The 2,935-nt window shown below is 53.5% G+C and carries 2 protein-coding genes and 1 tRNA gene; 1 reads left to right on the top strand and 2 read right to left on the bottom strand.

The genetic code is table 11. The annotated features are described in order from the left end of the window. Positions 1-20: 20 nt before the first annotated feature. Positions 21-97: transfer RNA gene (locus AVO45_RS10685), tRNA-Met, on the top strand. A 154-nt stretch (positions 98-251) separates the two neighbouring features. Here the strand turns inward: AVO45_RS10685 and AVO45_RS10680 are convergent. Both AVO45_RS10680 and AVO45_RS10675 read right to left on the bottom strand, forming a co-directional pair. Continuing rightward, on the bottom strand, positions 252-1,334 hold the full coding sequence (locus AVO45_RS10680) for a DUF4917 family protein (protein ID WP_068346797.1): 1,083 nt from the start codon (positions 1,332-1,334) through the stop codon (positions 252-254). Between the two features lie 204 nt (positions 1,335-1,538). Then, on the bottom strand, positions 1,539-2,690 hold the full coding sequence (locus AVO45_RS10675; RefSeq protein WP_068346795.1) for a hypothetical protein: 1,152 nt from the start codon (positions 2,688-2,690) through the stop codon (positions 1,539-1,541). Positions 2,691-2,935 lie beyond the last annotated feature (245 nt).

Here is a 2,935-nt window from a genome sequence, read left to right as displayed (position 1 = left end):
ACAACGCCCAACAATCTTGCCGCGGGGTGGAGCAGCCAGGTAGCTCGTCAGGCTCATAACCTGAAGGTCAGAGGTTCAAATCCTCTCCCCGCAACCAAAATATCACTGCAAAAACAGATACTTGGCAACCGCCTCCGGGCGGCTTTTCCATTTGTGCCAACGCCCGCGGAAGCACTGTGGAAGCAAATGGATGGCAAATGCGGCTGTGGCCGAAGCGCAACGCATAAGGAAGTGCGGTTTGGTAGCGCAATTTAGCCCCAGACCTTTGCTGATACCGCATCAAAAAAATCGACCTTAAGCTCAGGGAAATATTTCGGTCGAAGCCGCACAATCTTCTCAACATTGTTGCGAATTGCTAGATTTGCCTTGCTTGAAGGGTCCCCGTAAAGACTTACAAAGAGGTGAGCAATCTTGCCGTATCCGATCATATTCAATATGTGAGCGTCATTACTGGCAAACGAATGGCCGTATACAAAAAGTGCGGTACCACCCCTCGATTTCGTCTGACACACCCCGGCAAAACTCTTGTAGTTGTGGTGTAAGTAGGCGCTATGTTGGATTTTAGTTAACTTGCTCCTACTATCTCCTTCCGCCACAAAAACTGGAAACAGGTTCTTTTTGAGCGCTTCGTTGGCCTGATCTACTAGTGCTTTGCCTGTGTTAATCCACGTGTATTTCTGGAGCTGGTAGCCAGCATCAAAGAGATGAAGAGCGCCGTGCAGGTAGTGGATATTTTGACCATGCGCTGCTCCTTCGCCTTGCCATTCGACATATGGAGCATCGTAGTCGTTTTGATCCTTGCGAAAGCCATCATCATGGGTCAGATCGATACGTGCCAATACATCGTCCTCCTCATGCATGAGCGCCCAATAGAGCAACAGATCGTAGTTCATGGTGTAGATTTTGCCGCTTACCCCATCGCCAACGAAATTCGAGAGAAAGCTCCGGCAGGCTGTGTAGCGTTCATCAGAAATATCATTTGGTCGCGCAGGATGACGGCTAGCAACAGCCTGAATTAGATCTGTTTTTAGCTTGTCAGCATCGTCCAAGAGCAGCTTCTGTGTCTTCAAAAAACTCGGGCGATATACACCTACGATTGTTGCCGCGTGCTGAAGTGCACGGATAACTTCCTCGAAGTCTTGCGTTCCCATTGCCGCAAATATCGCGGCAAGTTCTCTGGACATCGTTTTCTTGGCTTCTTCGAATAAGGACCCATAGGCGAAAATATCTGGCTTGCAGGCGATGCTAAAGCCATTACCGAGTAGCAGATGCCTCTTGCCGTACGCATCTGACTTCCTAAGTGCCTGCTCGAAATCGAGGTGCATTGCTGTCATTTCATGTTTCCCACAACGATTCCTTTGGTGGCCAGTAACGGCATATCGGGTGCAATCGGGTCGCTTCAGAATCCAGGAATTCGACCAAGAAATCTACCTAAACAAGTTCTGTAGTGTGCGCCGGCAAGGTAGAGTTGAAATATTCAGTAAGTCAATAAATTATGAGAAGAATCTTGAATTTCCAAGAGACTGGAAACGGCTAATCTAGCCAAACCGGTATTTACCGCGTGCTCTTGAAAGTCGCTCTTCTACCGGCACTTGGTTTTCATTGATGAGCCGCACCAAAGCGTCAACGTGGTTTCCGATGAAGTCATCGAAATCGCATGCATGGATGTCCGAAATCGCAGCACGCGTGATAAACAGTCCCGCTAGCTGTGCATCCAGTTCTCGCATTTTCGCAGCTTTGTTGGCGTGGATCACATCGCTGGGCAATACGCCCGCGCAGTTCTGTAATAGGTCATTGCCGATAATGGCTTCGAACTGCCGCCAAAGCTCGTGTGTGGGCCAGCGGGCGCGGTTGCCGTCTGCATTATTGGGCATGCAGTAGCGAATGCGCCCCAGCGCGTCTGTGAAGGCGTCTCCAATGATGTTGTGCACGTCCTGCCAGTTCCGCATATCGAACCGGTTGCGTAGCTGCTTGGAGCCTAGACGCATCTCAAAACGCCAGACCTGACTTTTGTCCCGGTCGGTCAGGTCAAGGGGCGGCTTGCCCATGGTCTCTAGCGCCGCGTTCCAGATGGTCAGCCAGCCCATCTTGTTTTGCTGGATCACTTCGGCCCGCTTGTCATAGATCGCAAGCTGCCGATTTGCGACGGCCCCGGCACGCAGACCAACCACGCGCGCGCCGCTGGAAACCGTCGCGGTTTCGTCGACCCCGGTATATTCCGTGACCTTGGTTCCGGGTGGCACAACCAAGGCTTCGCGGTCGGGTTCAAACCACGGGGCGAGCAAGTCGACCGCAAAGTCAGCCCGCGCGACACGCAGTTGCGTTTCAACGTATTTCACGCCGAAGGCGCCCATGCAGTCGCGAAAGTGTTTCTCGGCCCCTTCAAGGCCGCCGGTGGCAAGGCCAAAGGCACGGAAATCGACGGTGATGCTGGGATTTTTGGGAATGCGGTCCTGCGGGTCTTGGAACAGCCACATGGCCCCATGATCACCGGTATGGGCGGTGAAGCCTCGTGCGCCCTTGCTGGTGACGTTGAGCGAGACAGAGCCAAATTCGAGAACACAATCGCTGTAACTCTCTTTGGCATGGGCTTTGGCGGAAGCCAGTTCTTCGCGAAAGCCCTCTGGAATATCCGCCTGTATGGTAAATTTCAGCCCATCAAAGCCCGAATGCAGGATGATTGCCTCCATTTGCGCTGACCTTCGCTTTCGTATTCGTGGAGGGGGGTGTTACAAGACCCCCCTCTATCGCGGCACGCCCTGCCGCTGGGAGAATTGGCGATGTGGGGAAAAGGGGCGGGGGCTTACGCCCCCTTGGTGCCTCCGGCGGGGCAGCATTGGTTTTGGGGCCGGAGCGGGGCCGCTCCGGCGCTGCAATCACCTGGCATTGGTTTGACGGCCAATCCAGATTTCGGCGCGCTCCGCGCATTTGGCGA

The organism is Ruegeria marisrubri, from assembly GCF_001507595.1.
Taxonomy (GTDB): Bacteria; Pseudomonadota; Alphaproteobacteria; order Rhodobacterales; family Rhodobacteraceae; genus Ruegeria; species Ruegeria marisrubri.
The sequence above is the reverse complement of the archived record's forward strand: the minus strand, read 5'-3'. Positions and strand labels throughout refer to the sequence as shown.